The sequence below is a fragment of the Mycobacterium sp. 050272 genome (assembly GCF_039023525.1).
In the GTDB taxonomy this organism is placed as follows: domain Bacteria; phylum Actinomycetota; class Actinomycetes; order Mycobacteriales; family Mycobacteriaceae; genus Mycobacterium.
This window is the reverse complement of record NZ_JBCHKV010000015.1, coordinates 22,767-39,391: the sequence shown is the minus strand read 5'-3', so window position 1 is coordinate 39,391 and position 16,625 is coordinate 22,767. Positions and strand designations below refer to the sequence as shown.

The window sequence follows — 16,625 nt, the reverse complement described above, 5'->3', positions numbered from 1 at the left end:
TGCAAGCGACAAGATCTGTCTGCCACCGGCTGTACTGAGCGGGCTTCTCGGTAAAAAATGCCGCACGTCGCGCCGGACCTTTCCAGCGAGCGCATCGTCCACCATAAGGCGCTGGCTCCGCCGAGAGGTCGGCCTCAAGAGAACACGCCACCCTAGTGTTCGATACCGCTTCAGAATGCACTTGGCACCGCCAGGACCAACGATCTCCACGATAAGCTCAACGGCATCGGCCAACAGGTCAACACCGAACGGCGTCCAGTGTTCTTGCAACGGCGACGTCACTTCGTTGCCTTCCAACGTATTTCGACGGTTTCGGGTCGGAAGGTCCGTGTCCCACGACCAGGCATGTGTAGTACAGGCGTCATCAATGCGGCGATGATGTTGCGCCGCTGCGCAACTGACAATGTCGACCACGTTTCCTCGACGTGCCCGCTTGCCACGATCGACAGTGGCGACGACGAACCGGCCGCCGCGAGTTTCGCCTCAATCTCGCCAAGACGTCCGTTGATCCGCTCGTTCATGGTGCGCCACCTGACGCGGTCGATAATCCCCTCGGCGCGGTCATCGTCGATGCCGTCGCGCTCGCGACGCAGCTTGTCGGCCTCGGCCATCAGCTCGTCGGCATCCGGAAGCTCTGGCGCCCAGAGACCCGCCGCGTCCGGCTGCAGCAGCCGCTCGACCGCGACGGCCATAACGTAATCGTCGACTGGCCCAGCCTGTCGCGACACGTGGCGCCCACTGATGCACCGGTACATCGGGTAACGGCCAACGGCTCCTCCGCGGTGCACCGTCTGGCCGCATACGCCGCACAAGGCCACGCCAGTCAGTAGGCCCTTCGCGCCGGCACGGCCGGTCAGTCGGGCCGGGTCAGTGAGGATCCGAACGGCGGCCCGCCAGGTGGTCTCGTCGACGATGGCCGGCCATTCTGCTTTACCTACGATGCCGAGTTCGGGATTTTGGCGGATCTTTGCCCGCTCCTCCGGCGTCCGGTACCGACGTAGGCCGGCATGCCGTGGATTTGTTAGCACGTCTTTGACCGTCCCTCGGTACCAACGCTTTTCGCTTTGGGCTGGCGTGACCCCCGAAGCATTCCACCGACGCGCGATCTCGCTTACCGTTTCGCCAGCGAGCACGTCTACGTACGCCTGTTTGATCATGGCCGCTTCCGACTCGCAAATGGTGACACCGTCCTTCTCGTACCCGAACGGACGCCGTCCACCGACCCAGCGGCCCGCCTTCGCCGCCTGGATGGCCGCAGAGCGCTGCCGCGCCCCTTTCCGCTCCACCTCCCCCTGGGCCACGGACGAAAGGATGCGGGCGACCAACCTGCCGCCATCGGTAGAGGTATCCACGCCATCCGATGCGGTGACGATCGCAACCCCGGCCGCCTGGCATCGCTCAAGCGTGTTCTCAAGCTCGGCCAGGCGACGCAGCAGCCGGTCCATGTGGCGGGCAACGATGACGTCGAACTCCCCCGCGTCAACCCTGGCCATCATCGCCGAGAACTGTGGCCGCGGTTTGCGACTCAGCGCCGAGACGTCGTTGTCGACGAATTCCGCGGCGAGGGTCCAGCCGCGAGCCTCTATGAGGCTGCGGACGTCTTCGCGCTGGCGGTCGACGCCGAGGCCGTCGCCTGAACGGTCGAGTGATTGTCGAAGGTAAACAGCGGCGCGCACGGCTTGACCTTAGCATCAGTTCTGCTATTTTGAATTCCACGCGACGCGAAGCGTGCGATCGAGCCCGCGGATGCTGAGCAGCCCACGCTCCACCGCGAGGCGCAGCGGATGCATGGCTTGACTACTGAGCCGAAACTTGCGCCGCAACAGCGTTCCGCTCACTTCGGCGTTGGTGCTGAAACCGTGCGGGCGCCACCGGGCCGCGGCCGTCTCGCGGGCCTGCGCCACCCGATCGCGCACCTGCGCGGAGGACTCACCCTCGACGGTGGCGAAGGCCCCGGTCCGCACCGGGTGCATCTGTACCCGCAGGTCCACCCGATCCAGCAACGGGCCCGAAAGCTTGCCCAGATAGCGGCGTTTCGTCGCGGCCGGGCAGATGCAATCCTGCGGATCGGCCGGCGCGCAGGGGCACAGGTTGGCGGCCAACACCAGCTGGAACCGGGCCGGGTAGCACGCCACCCCGTCGCGGCGCGCCAGACGAATGAGGCCGTCCTCCAACGGTGTTCGCAATGCCTCCAGTGCGCTGACGCTGATCTCGGCGCATTCGTCGAGGAACAGCACACCGCGGTGCGCCCGGCTGACGGCGCCCGGGCGGGCCATCCCCGAGCCTCCCCCGACGAGTGCGGCAACGCTGGAACTGTGGTGCGGCGCCACAAACGGCGGCGCCGTGATCAGCGGTGTGTCCCCGGCCAACAAGCCGGCAACCGAGTGGATCGCGGTGACCTCCAAGGCCTCACTGTCGGTCAGACTGGGCAGCAATCCCGGAAGGCGTTGCGCCAGCATCGTTTTGCCCACACCAGGCGGTCCGGTCAACATCAGGTGATGCGCGCCCGCGGCGGCCACCTCGACCGCGAACCGTGCCTGGGCCTGTCCCACCACGTCGGCCAGATCCCCTACCGGCTCCGGGCCGGTAGCCGTTGCGCTGATCCGCTCGGCCAACCGGGCCGACCCACCGAGCCAGCTCCGCAGCTGCCCCAGCGTGCGGACGCCCCAGACATCGATGCCGTCGACCAGGCTGGCCTCGGCCAGGTTGTCCACCGGCACAACGACGGCGGGCCACCCGTCGCGTTTGGCGGCCAGCACCGCCGGCAGCACCCCGCGCACCGGCCGGATGCGGCCGTCCAGCGACAACTCGCCCAGCAGCACCGTCTTCTCCAGGCGTTCCCACGGGTTCTTTCGCTGCGCCGACAGCACCGCCGCCGCGAGCGCGATGTCGTAGACCGAACCCATTTTCGGCAGCGTCGCCGGGGACAGCGCAAGCGTGAGTCTGGCCTGGGGCCAGCTGTTCCCGCAGTTGGTGACGGCCGCACGCACCCGGTCCCGCGACTCCTGCAGCGCGGCGTCGGGCAGGCCGACGAGGTGGACACCGGGCAGACCCGAGGTGATGTCGGCCTCGATCTCCACGATGTGACCGTCCAGTCCGCGAACCGCGACGGAGAACGCACGTCCCAGCGCCATCAGCCGATTCCCTGCAGATGCGAGATCTCCGGTGTGCGCCGGCGCCCGACACGGATCCCGATCACATCGATGCGGACCGCCGCCCAGCGCCCGTCCTGCGCGGCCAGCCACAGTCCCGCCAGCCGCCGCAGCCGCCGGACCTTGCGGGGTGTCACCGCGTGTGCCAAGCCCCCATACCCGTCGCCGGTACGGGTCTTGACCTCGACGAACACCACCGTGCGGGTGGCGTCGTCGGCGGCGATCACGTCGAGTTCGCCGTAGCGGGAGCGCCAATTTCGGTCCACGACGCGTAAGCCCATCCGCGTCAGGTATTCCACGGCGAGGGCCTCACCCATCGCGCCCAGCTCGATGCGTGTCTTTGCGATCGTCATGCGGCCAATCTGGCCGATGTGCCCGACACGACATGTCGGAACGGACGCCGAGCGCCCGCTATCACGGCCGGTTATCCCCAGCGGAGTGTTCATCCACAGCGCGAGGGCGGAACTCGTTTGCCGCGCAGCGCAATCGGCTACGTGACGCGGTCCGCTCGGGTATAGACGTTCATCGAGTCCGCCCGCAGGAACGCGATCAGCGTGAGCCCGGATTCCTCGGCCAGGGAAACCGCCAGCGACGACGGCGCCGACACCGCTGCCAGCACGGGAATCCCGGCCAGCACGGCCTTCTGCGTGATCTCGAACGACGCCCGCCCGCTGACCAACAGCACCGAACCGACCAGCGGTATCCGCTCGTGTTCCAGGGCCCAGCCGACGACCTTGTCGACGGCGTTGTGCCTGCCGATGTCCTCGCGGACCACCAGCATCGTGCCGTCGGTGTCGAACAGCGCCGCGGCGTGCAGCCCGCCGGTGCTGTCGAAAACCTTTTGCGCACTGCGCAGTTGGCCGGGCATGGCCTTGAGCGTGGCCGGGGCGACGGTGACCGGATCCGCGCCGGGGGTAAAGCGGCTGATCACCCGGACCGCATCCAGTGACGCCTTGCCGCATACCCCGCACGAGGAGGTGGTGTAGAAGTTGCGGGTCACGTCGAGATCGGGCGGGTTCACCCCGGGGGCCAGCGTCACGTCGAGCACGTTGTAGGTGTTGGCGCCGTCGTCCCCGCGGCCGCCGCAGTAGCGGATGGTCTGCACGTCATCGCGGCGCACGATCACGCCTTCGGTGAGCAGAAAGCCTTGCGCAAGTTCGATATCCGAACCCGGCGTCCGCATCGTCACGGTGACCGGTGTGCCGTTGACGCGGATCTCCAGCGGCTCCTCGACGGCCAGGGTCTCCGGCCGGATGACGGCCTGACCTGCGTTGACGTGCGTGGCGCGCCGACGCGCGGTTACGTTCCCCACGGGAACGGAACTCCGGCCGAGCGCTGAAACCTCATTACGCCAAACTACATTGGCCCACGGCGCGGCGCCGATGCGGCGATCGAGCGCCCCGGAAGACGTCTGACGTGCCGCCATTCGGGCACCGTGCCGTCGCGATTGCTCTAGTGTCGACATGGCTCGTCGCGCCTGAGCAGTGCACCGCACCTGGACAGGTCTGTAATTGGCGGGTATGGGGAGAAGGTGGTAACGGCCGGCGTAAGAATCACGTCGTCGATACCGCGGAAATAACGAGGCACAACATGGCAGCTGAAACACCAGGCGACGCGTCGATGCCGGGCGGGGAGAAGGCCGATCCGGCGACGGTGTTCGCCGCCCTGGCCGAAATCATCTATCAGGGCTCGGATGCCAAGGAGATGTACGCGGCCATCTGCGTCGCGGCGACCCTGGCCATCCGCGGCTGCGACCACGCCAGCCTGTTGATGCTCGAAAACGATCGTTATGTCACCGTCGGCGCGAGCGACGCGCTCGCCCAGCGGATCGACCAGATGGAACTGGAAGCCGGCGACGGCCCCTGTCTGGACGCGATCGAGGAGGAGACGCCGCAGATCGACGCGGACCTGACCACGCCGTCGCATTGGCCCAAGCTGGCGGCCCGGCTGCTCGAGGAGACCCCGGTGCGCGGTGCCATGGGGTTTCGGCTGCAGGTCAACAAGCGCAAGGGGGCCGCACTGAACCTGTTCAGCGACACCCCGAACATGTTCGACGCCGAGTCGGCCGGGCGCGCGGCGGTGCTGGCCTCGTTCGCCAGCGTGGCCATCAACGCGGTGGCGAAGGGGGAAGATGCCGCCAGCCTGCGACGGGGACTGCTCAGCAACCGCGAAATCGGCAAGGCCGTCGGCATGCTGATGCTGCTGCACGACCTGACCGAAGACGAGGCGTTCGAACTGCTCCGCCGGCACTCACAGGCGCTGAACATCAAGTTGGCCGACGTCGCGCGCGAGGTCATCGAGCGGCGCGGTGGCCTGCCGTCGAGCGGCGAGCAGGAGCTGCCGTCCGGCAAATAGCTATTCGGGGAGCCGCAGCTCGGGCTTCTCGACCTCTTCGATGTTGACGTCTTTGAAGGTGACCACCCGCACCTGCTTGACGAACCGGGCCGGGCGGTACATGTCCCAGACCCAGGCATCCGACAGCCGTAGCTCGAAGTAGACCTCGCCGTCGGCGTTGCGCGGCACCATCTCGACGCTGTTGGCCAGGTAGAAGCGCCGTTCGGTTTCCACCACGTAGCTGAACTGGCCGACGATGTCCTTGTATTCGCGGTAGAGCGAGAGCTCCATCTCGGTTTCGTACTTTTCGAGATCTTCGGCACTCATCTGCTCAGACGTCCTTTTCCCTGCCCGTTTTCCTGACTCCCCGTTTCCAACAGCTCGGTCGCCGGGTGAGCAGTCCGCATCTATCTTTCCTCACCGGCGTTCGCCACGCTCGCCCGGAGGGTCCGGTTTGCATTCGGCCACCAACCGCGTGCGGGAGCCGTCCCCGGTCGGCGAGGCCACCCGCCGGACGTTGATGAAGGAATAGCGGTGCTCCGCGCAGGGCCCCAGCCGGGTCAGCGCCGAGCTGTGCGCGGGCGTGCTGTAGCCCTTGTGGTCGGCGAAGCCGTAGCCGGGGTGATCAACGTCCATGGCGACCATCAGCCGGTCGCGGCTGACCTTGGCCAGCACGCTGGCGGCGGCGATGCAGGCCGCGGCCGCGTCCCCACCGACCACCGGCAACGACGGCATTGGCAGCCCGGGCACGCGAAAGCCGTCGCTCAGCACGTAGCCGGGCCGCACCGACAGGCCCGCCACCGCGCGCCGCATGCCTTCGATGTTGGCGACGTGTACCCCGCGCCGGTCGACTTCGACCGACGGGATGAACACCACGTGATAGGCCACCGCGTAGCGGCAGATCAGCGGGAACAACTTCTCCCGCATCTTCTCGGTGAGCTTCTTCGAATCATCAAGGGCAGCAAGGCTTTCCAGGCGATTTGGTCCCAGCACGCACGCCGCCACCACCAGCGGGCCCGCGCATGCGCCGCGGCCGACCTCGTCCACCCCGGCCACCGGTCCCAGGCCACTGCGATGCAGCGCGGATTCCAGCGTGCGCAGTCCCGTCGATTTGCGGATCACCGTCCGCGGCGGCCACGTGGTGGCCACGGCTACTGGCCTTGCTGCGGGTTCACCGAACCCACTGGACCCCATCGCGTCGGCGGCCAGACGATGAACCTGGCCTTGCCGATGACGTTGGCCACCGGCACCGTCCCCGACATCGGATCACCGGTGCACAGAATGCCTTTGAGGGCGTCGGTCGGAGTGCTCGTGCAGTGGGCACGCGAGTCTGCCGAGTGGGTGCGGTTGTCACCCATCACCCACAACCGTCCGGGCGGGACGGTGACCGGACCGAATTCGCTGCCCAGGCAGGGGTATACGGACGGGTCGGCCATCATCGTGGCCGGCTTCAGGTACGGCTCCTTGAGCGGCTTGCCGTCGACCGTCAGCCCGGTATCGGCCCGGCACTGCACGGTCTGCCCGCCGACCGCGATCACCCGCTTCACCAGATCGTTCTCGTCGGGGGGCACAAAACCGATGAACGACAACGCGTTCTGCAGCCAGCGCAGCGCGGTGTTCGAAGACCGGATCGACTTGTATCCGGTGTTCCAGTTCGGCGGTCCCTTGAAGACGATCACATCGCCGGGGTGCGGCTCCCCGAACCGGTAACTGAGCTTGTCGACCATGATCCGGTCGCCGACACAACCCGAGCAGCCGTGCAGCGTGGGCTCCATGGACTCGGACGGAATCAGGTACGGACGCGCCACGAACGTCAACATGACGTAGTAGAGGACGATCGCGGTAACCGCCAGGATCGTCAACTCGCGCAGCGCGGACTTCTTCTTGGGTTCCGGCTCGTCCGCGTCCTGCGACTCAGCACCCGGTTCGGGCTCGGCGGTGGGCTCGACCGCGTCGGGCCCTTCGTTCACGGGCGCGTCTGGGACGCGAGTGGAGACCTTCGGCTCCGACTGACCAGGCTCGGACTGGGGCTCGGGCGAGTCCGTGGAATCCGTCACGAGATCAGAGTAGCCAGCGCGGTGTGGGTGTCGGTAAAGCGTCGAGGCGTTCCGCCGGAACGCACGCGATCAGCGCTTTTCCTTGATCTTGGCCTTTTTGCCGCGGAGTTCGCGCAGGTAGTAGAGCTTCGCGCGGCGGACATCGCCACGGGTGACCACCTCGATGTGGTCGATGTTCGGCGAGTGCACCGGGAAGGTCCGCTCGACGCCGACGCCGTAGCTCTCCTTGCGCACGGTGAAGGTCTCGCGGATGCCACCGCCCTGGCGGCGCAGTACCACGCCCTTGAACACCTGGATACGCTCCTTGGCGCCCTCGATGACCTTGACGTGCACATTGATGGTGTCGCCCGGGCTGAAGGCCGGGATGCCGTCGCGCAGCGACGCCTGATCGACGAAGTCCAGCCTGTTCATGTGGAGACACTTCCTTGAGGTCGCGGCGTGCGGAAACTGCCCGCACGCAGGGGTGGTCGTTAAGCCGATTCGGGCTTTGGGTGGTATCTCGCAGCGGGCGGAATGCGGCCCGGCCGGCCGGGTGCCGCTGGAGACAACTGGTCAATTGTGCCAGACACCCCGCGTGCATTGAAAATCACATGTAAACGCTGCGATTCATGCCGCGCCCGAGGCACCGGTGAATGGTACATATGACTGGGGTCAGCACACGCTAGTCACTACCCGAACTCGAAGACGCCCGGGCAGATTGCGGTACGGCCGCCCACACAGGTTTACGTCAGAGGACTTGGGAGAAGAACAGATGCGTGTACGCCCGCGCACCGCACTCGCCGCCGTCGCGGCGGTGACGCTGGTGCTGGCCGGGTGCGACGAGGCACGACTCGCGGCAAAATCCCAGGTTAAGGCGTCCAGCAACGCCTCCGGCGCGTCCGATCACCAACCGCAACTCATTCAGCTGCTGCTGGACACCATCGACACATCCGGGTTGCCGGCGGCGCCGCCCAAGACCCTGGACGCGCTGCCCGGCGCCGGATGGGGCGGGTTGCCGGCCCGCATCCAGCAGGCCACCGACCAGGCCGCCGCCAGTGGTGCCACCCTCTCGGTGGGCATCCTGGACCGCAAGACCCACGAGCTGATCTCCAACGGCAACAGCCAGATCATCGGCACGGCCTCGGTGGCCAAGCTGTTCATCGCCGACGACCTGCTGCTGGCCGAATCCCAGGGCCGGACCACCCTGTCCCCCGACGACCGTCAGGCACTCGACCTAATGCTGCGGTCGTCCGACGACGGCGCCGCCGAGAGGTTCTGGGGTCAGGGCGGCGGCGACAACATCATCACGCAGGTGGCGGGCCGCTACGGGCTGTCATCCACCGCTCCGCCCTCGGACGGGCGCTGGTGGAACACCACGAGCTCGCTGACCGACCTAATCCACTACTACGAGAAGCTGCTCGACGGTTCCGGCGGGCTCTCCGCGGACCGGGCCAAGATCATCGTCAACGACCTGGCCCAGTCCACCCCGAACGGCGTCGACGGGTACCCACAGCGCTTCGGCATCCCCGACGGTCTGTTCGCGGAGCCGGTGGCGGTCAAGCAAGGCTGGATGTGCTGCATCGGCACGGAGTGGATGCATCTGTCGACCGGCGTGGTGGGCGCGGACCGCCGCTACATCGTGGTGGTGGAGTCCCTGCAGTCCTCCGACGACGCGACGGCGCGCGACACGATCACCCAGGCCGTCAAGACGATGTTCCCCAACGGCCGGATCGGGCCGACACCGTTCTAGGGCGAATCGCCCGGCTCGAGATCGGGCCGGCGCTCGCGCGTGCGTTGCAGCGAAACCTCCCGGCGCCAGGCCGCGATGCGCGCGTGATCGCCGGACAGCAGCACCTCGGGAACGTCGAGGCCCCGCCAGCTCGGCGGCCGGGTGTAGCTAGGCCCCTCCAAAAGGCCGCCCAGCACGTCGGAGTGTGAATCCTCGCGATGGGACGCGGGATTGCCCAGCACCCCGGTCAGCAGCCGCAGCACGGATTCGATCATTACGACGGCCGCCGACTCACCGCCGGGCAGCACATAGTCGCCGATCGAGACCTCCTCGACCCGCATCCGTCGCGCGGCGTCCTCGACGACGCGGTGGTCGATGCCCTCGTAGCGGCCGCAGGCGAACACCAGATGCTGCTCGGCGCTCCAGCGTTGGGCGGTGGATTGCCTGAACAGCGCGCCGGCCGGCGTGGGAACAACCAATAGTGTTTCGGCAGAACAGATTTCATCCAGCGCTTCGCCCCACACCGGTGCCTTCATCACCATTCCCGGCCCGCCGCCGTAGGGCGAGTCGTCCACCGAGTGGTGCACGTCGTGAGTCCATCCCCGCAGGTCGTGCACCCGCAGGTCGACCAGGCCTGATGCAATTGCCTTGCCGGGCAACGATTGCCGCAGCGGATCCAGATAGGCCGGAAAGATCGTCACGACGTCTATGCGCACCGGCTACCCCAGATCCAGCAGGCCCTCGGGCGGATCGATTTCGACCATCCGGTCGTCCAGCGACACCGACGTGACGATCGCGTTCACGAACGGCACCAGTAACTCCCGGGTTTCGCCGCCCTCACTGCGGTGCACCGCCAGCAGTTCCCCGGCGGCGGTGTGCAGCACCTCGGCGACGACGCCGAGATCCTGCCCCGCCGTGGTCCGCACCCGCAGTCCCTCGAGCTGATGGTCGTAGTAGGTGTCCGGCTCGTCGATCGGCGGCAGGTCGTCGGAGTCCACCACGAACAGGCTGCCGCGCAGCGCGTCGGCGGCGTCACGGTCGTCCACACCGGCCAACCGCACCAACAGCCGGCCGCCGTGTTCGCGCGCACCGGCGACCACGTAGCTGCGTTCTGCTCCGCGGCCGCGAGATGGCTTGGCGCGCAAGGTAATACCTGAGGCGAAGCGATCGGCAGGGTCGTCGGTGTGAACCTCCACGACCACCTCGCCGGTGATGCCGTGTGCTTTCACGACGCGCCCGACGAGCAGCTCCATGAGTGTGGTGACCTACTGGTCGGTGTCCACCACGTCGACGCGGATACCGCGGCCACCGATCCCGGCGACCAGCGTGCGCAACGCGGTCGCGGTGCGTCCGCCGCGACCGATCACCTTGCCCAGATCCTCGGGGTGGACATGCACCTCGACAGTGCGCCCACGCCGGCTCGTCACCAGGTCCACCCGGACATCGTCCGGGTTGTCCACGATTCCGCGAACCAGATGTTCAACAGCGTCGACGACGACGGTACTCATTGCGGCCGTCAGCCTTCGGTGGTCGGCTCGGCGGTTTCGGCCGGCGCTTCGGCGGCCGGCTCGGCCGGGGTCTGCGCGGTTTCGGCCGGGGCTTCGGCGGTTTCAGCCGGCGCCTCGTCGGCTTTGGCGGCCTTCTTGGCCGGGGCCTTCTTCTTCGGCTTGGTGGCCTCGGTGGTCGGTCCGCCGTCGGCCTCGGCCAGCGCGGCGTTGAACAGCTCCAGCTTGGTGGGCTTGGCGGGGGCGACCTGCAGGGTCCCCTCGGCCCCGGGCAGGCCCTTGAACTTCTGCCAGTCGCCGGTGACTTTCAGCAGCTTGAGCACGGGCTCGGTCGGCTGCGCGCCCACCGAAAGCCAGTACTGGGCCCGCTCCGAGTTGATCTCGATCAGGCTGGGGTCTTCCTTCGGGTGGTACCGGCCGATCACCTCGATGGAGCGGCCGTCGCGGCGGTTGCGCGCGTCGGCGACGGCGATGCGGTACTGGGGATTGCGGATCTTGCCAAGCCGGGTGAGCTTGATCTTGACAGCCATGATTAAGCGAATTCTCCTGGGTGTCACGCTGCAATTCAGCGATCGGGGCGGGATGCCCGGATCCGGTTTTGCCTCGCGTGTATGACCGCCGAACGAGCACCCCGGCGACGGGGCGGGTCGCGCGGCGGACAGCCGCCCATTGTGCCAGAACGAGGGCCTCCGGCAGAAATTCGCCCGCACCGGCGACTTTCGGCCACGCGGGACGTCTCACTGGTTAGGATTGCGCCCGGGGGCGAAAGTAGGGAGCCGATCGATGCGGATCGTGAATTTCGGCTGGGGCCGGCGAGTTACTGGTCCCATCGCCGTCGCCGCCGTGCTCAGCGTCCCGTTCGCACTGCTGGGGGCGCCGTCCGCGCCCGCTGCGACCGGCATCGACGGCTACGCTCAGTGCGTCGACACGAAGCCCCCGCCGCCGGGGGTCAATGCGGAATTCTGGTTTCCGAGCGTCCACATCATCCAGAACGATCTCGACTCAGGCATTCCCGCCGCCCAAGTGACCCAGATTCTGGTGACCATGGGCGTCTCGCCGCAGGATGCCGCCAAGCGCGTGCAGTGCTTCCAGGCCAACCAACCCCGCGGACAAGGGCACTGACCCACCTGGCCCGCGGCGTCACATGATCTTCTGAAAGACCTTCGTCTCGACCCGGCGCGTCATCCGCCAGCCCTGCGGGGTGCGCGCGAACTCGTCGTCGTACCAGAGCCCGCAGAACATCACCTGGTCACCGGGTTTGCCGGAGCCGTCCGGAAAGACCATCGGGTTGAAACAGATCACCCGCGACGTGGCCTTGTCCCCGTCGATCTGGACCGAGAAGTTCCCGAGCATGTGCGCATATACCGGAAAGCCCGGCAGCACCTCGGAGAGCCATTTCTTGACCTCGGGGTAACGGCCTTCGATACCTCCCAAGGCCGTGTAGTCGATGTAAGCGTCTTCGGTGAATACCTTGTCCAAATCGTCGAATCGCCGCTGATCAATAGCGGTGGAATAGTCCACCATCAGCTGCTGGATCTCCAGACGGTCGGAAATTTCGGCCAGGCTCAACATGCATCGATTCAACACCCGGGGCATCGGGCACACCCAGGCACCCCGAGCAGACGTCAGTTTCCTTGTGTTCCAGCGTGTTTGACATCCTGTTTGGCGACCACCGCGGCCGGCGGGTTGCGGAAACTGATCGCCAACCGGTTATAGGTGTTCATCGTCGCGATCGCGATCGTCAAATCGACCAATTCCTTGTCGTCGAATTGCGCTGAGGCGGCCTCGTACGCGCTGTCGGGTGCGCCCGTGCGCGCTATTTCGGTGACGGTTTCCGCCCACGCCAGCGCGGCCCGCTCGCGGGCGTCGAAAAGCTCACCGGCTTCCGGCCACACCGGGACCAAGGCGATCTTCTCGTTCGGCACCCCCAGGTCGCGCAACTCGCGCGTGTGCATGTCGATGCAGTACGCACAGCCGTTGATCAGTGACACCCGCAGGTAGACCAGGGTCAGCAACACCGGCGACAGACCTGACTGGCTGACATACAGATGCACGCCGCCCAGCAGTTTCACACCCCGCGGTGCTACGGATTGGTAATCGATTCGTCGACTCATAGCTGTCTGCTCCCCTTTTCCGATGCCGCGCAGCGCCCCCGAGGAGATAATCCCAGCTATGAGAGCAGGAATCACCTGCCTAGCAACGGCCTTGTTAATGTGGGTCGGCGCACCGAGCGCCGCCGCCACCCCCGGGAGCTGCGCGCCGGGCAGTGCCTGCCAGCGCTGGTGCCCCGGCGATCCCGATCCGGCGGGCCGGCCCATCCCCTGGGACCCGAACGTCTGCCACGACTTCTACTGGGATTACGCCGGAGTGCACGACACCGGAACCGGCATCTTCTACTCGTGGTCCTCGCTTCCGTTCAAGCAGCCGCCGCCGCCCGGGCCGGTGCCCACCCAGACCTCGTATCTGCCGCTGCCCCCGCTGCCGTTCTGCCCGGTGCCGCCCTGGTGCCCGTGAGGCAGCAGGCGTCGGCCAGGCCAGGAAGTTACACTGTGCGCCCATGCGGAAACTCATCGCCGCAGCTGCTGCGCTGCTCACGGTCGCCGGTGTCACCGCCCCCGCCTCCTGGGCCGACGATATGCAGCCGGTCGGCTCGGTTCCGATCCCCGACGGCCCGGCGCAGACCTGGATCCTGGCCGACCTGGACAGCGGCCAGGTGCTGGCCGGTCGCGACCAGTACGCGGTTCATCCGCCCGCGAGCACGATCAAGGTGCTGTTGGCGCTGGTGGCGCTCGATCAGGTGAGCATGGACTCGACGGTCGTCGCCGACGTCGCCGACACCCAGGTCGAGTGCAACTGCGTCGGAATCAAACCCGGGCGTGTCTACACCGCGCGCCAGCTGCTCGACGGCCTGCTGCTGGTGTCCGGCAACGACGCCGCCAACACGCTGGCGCATCTGCTGGGCGGCGCCGACGCCACGGTGGCCAAGATGAACGCGAAAGCCGCCTCCCTGGGGGCGACCAGCACGCACGCCGCGACCCCGTCCGGGCTGGACGGCCCCGGCGGCTCCGGTGCCTCGAGCGCGCACGACCTGGCCGTCATCTTCCGGGCCGCGATGGCCAACCCGATGTTCGCCCACATCACGGCCGAGCCGTCGGCGATGTTCCCGGGCGACCACGGCGACGAACCGATCACCAACCAGGACGAGCTGCTGACCCGCTATCCGGGCGCCATCGGAGGCAAGACCGGATTCACCAATGCGGCGCGCAAGACCTTCGTCGGCGCCGCGTCGCGCGGTGGGCGGCGACTGGTGGTCGCGATGATGTACGGGATGGTGAAGCCCGGCGGACCGACGTACTGGGATCAGGCGGGCAGCCTGTTCGACTGGGGCTTCGCGCTCAATCCGTCCTCAAGCATCGGCTCACTCTAAATCTCGTTCGGAGCAAGCCCGGTTATCAGCCTGGACAGCAACGCAATGCGTTGCTCTTCGATATCGGGCTCCGGAAAAATCCCGCGCACGATCGCCGCGCCGTCGAACACGTTGGTCATCAGCGCCACCAACACCGGGAACGTCTCCTCGCCGATGGCGTCGGCACCCGGCAGCGCCCGCGCGGCGTCGAGAATCTTCGCGGTGTATTGCGCCAGCACCTCGCGCAGATGGGCGCGCAGCTTCTCGTCGGTGCGCGCGGCGATCATCAGTTCGTAGAGCACGGCGTTGGTGGGACCGCCGGTGATGTCCCGCAGAATCGTCAGCGCCGCTTCCAGCGCCGGCCGGTCGGCCGGGATCTGGGCGACCTGCTTGGTGAACGACTCCACCTGCCGGCGCAGCACCTCCGACGCCGTCGCCGCCATGAAGTCGCTCATCGTCTCGAAGTGGCGGAACAGCGCACCGACCGACACCCCGGCTGCCTTGGTGATCACGGCCGCCGATGCCCGCGCGTAGCCGACCTCGACGATGCTGGCGATGGACGCCTCGAGGAGCCTGCCGACCGTCTCCTCGCGACGTTGCTGCTGGGTTCTGGCCATCTCAGGCACTGACTTTGTGGGCACTGCGGCCCCGATGCCGCTGACCCGCCCGCAGGTAGCGCCCGGATTGCACGGTCTGGCCGTAGCCGTCGCGGAACTCGCCGGCGCGGAAGACCACGGCGCCGCCCACACCGGTCGCGACGACGGCATCGTCGTTGCGGTTGACCATGCGCCGCAGGCCGCCGTAGAAGGGGACCTCTTGCTCGTGGTAGGCCTCGACCTCGTCGTTCAGGCCGGCCGGGTCGATCACCACGAAGTCGGCACGGTCGCCTTGGCGCAGCGTTCCGGCGTCGATGCCGAACCATTCCGCCAGCTCACCGGTCAGGCGATACACCGCCCGTTCGGTGGACATGAACGGCGCACCCGCCCGGTAGGCGTCGCGAGTTCGCTTGAGCAGCTTGATCGGAAAGTTGTAGAACGCCATATTGCGCAGGTGCGCACCGGCATCCGAGAAGCCCATGTGCACGCTCTGTTCGTTGGCCAGCGCGTCGAGCAGCTTGGGCCGGTGGTTGGCAACGATGGTCGTCCATCGCACATTGCGTTCACCATTTTCGACGAGCACGTCGAGGAACGCGTCGAGCGGATGCAGTCCGCGCTGGTCGGCGATCGCGCCAAAGCTCTTGCCGATCAACGACTTATCGGGGCACTCGACGATGACGGCGTCGTGGAAGTCGCGGTGCCACAGCGACGGGCCCAGCTTGATGCGGTCGAACTCCTTACGGAACTCTCGGCGGTAGGCCTCGTCGGCCAGTAATTCGTTGCGCTGCAACTGATCTCGCAGATGCAGCGCGGCGGTACCCGCACCGAACTCCTCGAAGACCGGCAGGTCGATGCCGTCGGAGTACAGCTCGAACGGCACCGGCAGGTGCTGGAACCGCACGCTCGAGCCCAGCAGCTTGTTCATCAGCCGGACGCCAGGCCCGAACACGTAGACGGCCAGCGGGTTGGACTTGGCGTCAGCGGACACCAGCAGACTCATCCGAACGCCCTTGCGGCGTCTCAAGATTCGGCTGCTTTCCAGGAAGAACAGGATTGCCGTGGCCGCCCGGTTGACGTCGGGCGCGCTCTGCAGGATCCGGCCGCGCTTGCGCAGGACCTTGATCAGTTTGCGCCGCTCCCGCCAGGTCGCGAAGGTCGACGGCAGTGCCCGGGAGCGGAAGCGGTCGCCGTCGAGTTTGTCGATCGCGGCGTCCATGCCTGACATGCCGAGCATGCCGGCGTCGAGCGCCTCGTCGAGCAACGTCGCCATCTTGTCCAATTCGGCGTCGGTGGGCCTGACGCTGGCGTCGGTGGCCCGGTCGAGCCCGAGCACCCTGCTGCGCAGGTCCGAATGTCCAAGCAGCGAACTGACATTCGGCCCGAGCGGCAACGCGTCAAGGGCCGCGATGTATTCCGCGGCGTTCGTCCAAGTCCGGTTGGTCTGCAGCGCGCCGTGCACATATTCGCGTGGCACCGCCTCGACCCGGCTGAACAGGTCCGCGGCGTCTTCGGTGTTGGCGTAGACCGTCGACAGCGAGCACATGCCCAGCAGCACCGTGGTGACACCGTGGCGCACCGACTCGCGCAGGCCCGGGTCCAGCAGTACTTCGGCGTCGTAATGGGTGTGCACGTCGATGAAGCCCGGCACCACCCACTTACCGGCTGCGTCGATGACCTCGGGGCAGCCCGTCTCGTCGAGCGGCCTGGTCGACACCGTGGCCACCACGCCGTCGCGGATACCCAGCGTGCGGGTGTGCGGCGTGCTGCCGGTTCCGTCGAACCACAAGCCATCACGGATGATCACGTCGTACGTCATTGTCGCCTCCCGGTTATGTTGGAGCGAACCTATCATAGATAGTGAGCGCTC

Annotated in this window: 19 protein-coding genes and 2 pseudogenes; 5 read left to right on the top strand and 16 right to left on the bottom strand. The window is 67.1% G+C overall.

Features of this window, described 5'->3' with window-relative positions:
• Positions 1-278 precede the first annotated feature (278 nt).
• The 4 genes and pseudogenes from AAHS21_RS23665 to fdhD all read right to left on the bottom strand — a co-directional run bounded on the left by AAHS21_RS23665 (position 279) and on the right by fdhD (position 4,464).
• Positions 279-1,676, bottom strand: a complete 1,398-nt coding sequence (locus tag AAHS21_RS23665) for a recombinase family protein (protein ID WP_342929982.1) — start codon at positions 1,674-1,676, stop codon at positions 279-281.
• A gap of 33 nt (positions 1,677-1,709) precedes the next feature.
• Positions 1,710-3,134, bottom strand: a pseudogene (locus AAHS21_RS23660) (YifB family Mg chelatase-like AAA ATPase); the annotation flags it as partial.
• Positions 3,134-3,505 (bottom strand): YraN family protein, encoded by a 372-nt coding sequence (locus AAHS21_RS23655; RefSeq protein WP_342929981.1) that lies wholly within the window; start codon positions 3,503-3,505, stop codon positions 3,134-3,136. The pseudogene AAHS21_RS23660 and the gene AAHS21_RS23655, both read right to left, overlap by 1 nt.
• A 137-nt stretch (positions 3,506-3,642) precedes the next feature.
• Positions 3,643-4,464 (bottom strand): formate dehydrogenase accessory sulfurtransferase FdhD, encoded by an 822-nt coding sequence (gene fdhD, locus AAHS21_RS23650; protein WP_342929980.1) that lies wholly within the window; start codon positions 4,462-4,464, stop codon positions 3,643-3,645.
• Between the two features lie 278 nt (positions 4,465-4,742).
• Between fdhD and AAHS21_RS23645 the strand changes: the two genes are divergently transcribed.
• Positions 4,743-5,507 carry a GAF and ANTAR domain-containing protein gene (locus AAHS21_RS23645; protein ID WP_342929979.1) on the top strand — a complete coding sequence of 255 codons (765 nt, stop codon included), beginning with the start codon at positions 4,743-4,745 and terminating at the stop codon, positions 5,505-5,507.
• On the opposite strand, the gene AAHS21_RS23640 is transcribed toward AAHS21_RS23645, so the two are convergent.
• The 4 genes and pseudogenes from AAHS21_RS23640 to rplS form a co-directional block, all read right to left on the bottom strand.
• Complete coding sequence (locus tag AAHS21_RS23640; protein WP_007171389.1) at positions 5,508-5,813, bottom strand: DUF2469 domain-containing protein; 306 nt, start codon at positions 5,811-5,813, stop codon at positions 5,508-5,510.
• Between the two features lie 80 nt (positions 5,814-5,893).
• Positions 5,894-6,635 (bottom strand): annotated as a pseudogene (locus tag AAHS21_RS23635) (ribonuclease HII).
• Between the two features lie 2 nt (positions 6,636-6,637).
• Entirely contained in the window at positions 6,638-7,543 is a 906-nt protein-coding gene (gene lepB, locus AAHS21_RS23630; protein WP_342929978.1) for a signal peptidase I, read from the bottom strand.
• A 69-nt stretch (positions 7,544-7,612) separates the two neighbouring features.
• Positions 7,613-7,954: a 50S ribosomal protein L19 gene (gene rplS, locus AAHS21_RS23625; RefSeq protein ID WP_342929977.1), complete on the bottom strand. Its 342-nt coding sequence runs from the start codon at positions 7,952-7,954 to the stop codon at positions 7,613-7,615.
• 340 nt (positions 7,955-8,294) lie between these two features.
• Here rplS and AAHS21_RS23620 point away from each other — a divergent pair, with 340 nt between their 5' ends.
• Positions 8,295-9,272, top strand: a complete 978-nt coding sequence (locus AAHS21_RS23620; protein WP_342929976.1) for a hypothetical protein — start codon at positions 8,295-8,297, stop codon at positions 9,270-9,272.
• Here AAHS21_RS23620 and trmD read toward each other — a convergent pair.
• Genes trmD through rpsP form a run of 4 tightly spaced genes read right to left on the bottom strand, consistent with a single transcriptional unit; the run spans position 9,269 to position 11,286 of the window.
• Positions 9,269-9,967: a tRNA (guanosine(37)-N1)-methyltransferase TrmD gene (trmD, locus tag AAHS21_RS23615; RefSeq protein WP_342929975.1), complete on the bottom strand. Its 699-nt coding sequence runs from the start codon at positions 9,965-9,967 to the stop codon at positions 9,269-9,271. The genes AAHS21_RS23620 and trmD overlap by 4 nt on opposite strands.
• Positions 9,968-9,970: 3 nt before the next feature.
• Entirely contained in the window at positions 9,971-10,504 is a 534-nt protein-coding gene (rimM, locus tag AAHS21_RS23610) for a ribosome maturation factor RimM (protein ID WP_342929974.1), read from the bottom strand.
• A 12-nt stretch (positions 10,505-10,516) separates the two neighbouring features.
• Positions 10,517-10,759, bottom strand: coding sequence for an RNA-binding protein (locus AAHS21_RS23605; protein WP_025736282.1), 243 nt, complete (start codon positions 10,757-10,759; stop codon positions 10,517-10,519).
• Between the two features lie 8 nt (positions 10,760-10,767).
• Positions 10,768-11,286, bottom strand: a complete 519-nt coding sequence (gene rpsP / locus AAHS21_RS23600) for a 30S ribosomal protein S16 (RefSeq protein ID WP_342929973.1) — start codon at positions 11,284-11,286, stop codon at positions 10,768-10,770.
• A gap of 253 nt (positions 11,287-11,539) precedes the next feature.
• On the opposite strand from rpsP, the gene AAHS21_RS23595 reads away from it, so the two are divergent.
• Complete coding sequence (locus AAHS21_RS23595; protein WP_342929972.1) at positions 11,540-11,878, top strand: hypothetical protein; 339 nt, start codon at positions 11,540-11,542, stop codon at positions 11,876-11,878.
• A gap of 18 nt (positions 11,879-11,896) precedes the next feature.
• Here AAHS21_RS23595 and AAHS21_RS23590 read toward each other — a convergent pair whose 3' ends face one another.
• Positions 11,897-12,328 carry a nuclear transport factor 2 family protein gene (locus tag AAHS21_RS23590; RefSeq protein ID WP_342929971.1) on the bottom strand — a complete coding sequence of 144 codons (432 nt, stop codon included), beginning with the start codon at positions 12,326-12,328 and terminating at the stop codon, positions 11,897-11,899.
• A 53-nt stretch (positions 12,329-12,381) separates the two neighbouring features.
• Positions 12,382-12,870 (bottom strand): carboxymuconolactone decarboxylase family protein, encoded by a 489-nt coding sequence (locus AAHS21_RS23585; RefSeq protein WP_342929970.1) that lies wholly within the window; start codon positions 12,868-12,870, stop codon positions 12,382-12,384.
• Positions 12,871-12,928: 58 nt separating this feature from the next.
• Between AAHS21_RS23585 and AAHS21_RS23580 the strand changes: the two genes are divergently transcribed.
• Positions 12,929-13,270 (top strand): hypothetical protein, encoded by a 342-nt coding sequence (locus tag AAHS21_RS23580; protein WP_342929969.1) that lies wholly within the window; start codon positions 12,929-12,931, stop codon positions 13,268-13,270.
• A gap of 43 nt (positions 13,271-13,313) precedes the next feature.
• Positions 13,314-14,183, top strand: a complete 870-nt coding sequence (locus AAHS21_RS23575; protein WP_342929968.1) for a D-alanyl-D-alanine carboxypeptidase family protein — start codon at positions 13,314-13,316, stop codon at positions 14,181-14,183.
• Here AAHS21_RS23575 and AAHS21_RS23570 read toward each other — a convergent pair.
• Together AAHS21_RS23570 and AAHS21_RS23565 are read right to left on the bottom strand one after the other, a co-directional pair.
• A complete protein-coding gene (locus AAHS21_RS23570; protein ID WP_342929967.1) occupies positions 14,180-14,779 on the bottom strand; it encodes a TetR/AcrR family transcriptional regulator in 600 nt (199 codons plus the stop codon). The genes AAHS21_RS23575 and AAHS21_RS23570 overlap by 4 nt on opposite strands.
• Position 14,780: 1 nt before the next feature.
• Positions 14,781-16,610 carry an amidohydrolase family protein gene (locus AAHS21_RS23565; protein WP_342929966.1) on the bottom strand — a complete coding sequence of 610 codons (1,830 nt, stop codon included), beginning with the start codon at positions 16,608-16,610 and terminating at the stop codon, positions 14,781-14,783.
• Positions 16,611-16,625 lie beyond the last annotated feature (15 nt).